This is a genomic window from Kitasatospora misakiensis (assembly GCF_042656005.1).
GTDB classification, from domain to species: domain Bacteria; phylum Actinomycetota; class Actinomycetes; order Streptomycetales; family Streptomycetaceae; genus Kitasatospora; species Kitasatospora misakiensis.
This window is the reverse complement of record NZ_JBHSOF010000149.1, coordinates 1-701: the sequence shown is the minus strand read 5'-3', so window position 1 is coordinate 701 and position 701 is coordinate 1. Positions and strand designations below refer to the sequence as shown.

At 70.6% G+C, this 701-nt stretch carries 1 pseudogene; it reads right to left on the bottom strand.

Annotated features, from left to right (window positions below):
• Positions 1-8: 8 nt before the first annotated feature.
• Positions 9-701 (bottom strand): annotated as a pseudogene (locus ACFP3U_RS36990) (hypothetical protein); the annotation flags it as partial.

Below are 701 nucleotides of genomic sequence, written 5' to 3'. Positions count from 1 at the left end.
TGATGTGGTTAGCGGGGCTGGCCCCAGTCGATGGGGGTGATGAGGGTGCCGTCGTCGGCGCGGAGGTGGAATTGGCCGGTGGAGGGGCGCCAGATGCCGATGTTGGTGGCGGGGGCGCCGTTGCCGCCGTCCCAGTTGGCGGAGACGGGGAGGTCGCCCTTTCCGCCCCAGTCGAGGAGGACGAGGCTTCCGTCGTCCATGCGGAGGTGGAACTGTCCGGTGGAGGGCCGGTAGATGCCGATGTTGTCGGGTCCGGTGCCGTCCCAGTTGCCGCTGACGGGGAGGTCGCCGGTGCCGCCCCAGTCGACGGTGGTGAGGCTTCCGTCGTCGTTGCGGAGGTGGAACTGTCCGGTGGAGGGGCGGTAGATGCCGATGTTGCCGGAGGCGCCGCCGTCCCAGTTCCCGGCGATGGGGAGGTCGCCCTTTCCGCCCCAGTCGAGGAGGACGAGGCTTCCGTCGTCCATGCGGAGGTGGAACTGTCCGGTGGAGGGGCGGTAGATGCCGATGTTGTCGGGTCCGGTGCCGTCCCAGTTGCCGCTGACGGGGAGGTCGCCGGTGCCGCCCCAGTCGACGGTGGTGAGGCTTCCGTCGTCGTTGCGGAGGTGGAACTGGCCGGTGGAGGGGCGGAAGATGCCGACGTTGCCGGCGGGTCCGCCGTCCCAGTTCCCGGCGACCGGCTGGTCGCCACCCGAGCTGCCGGA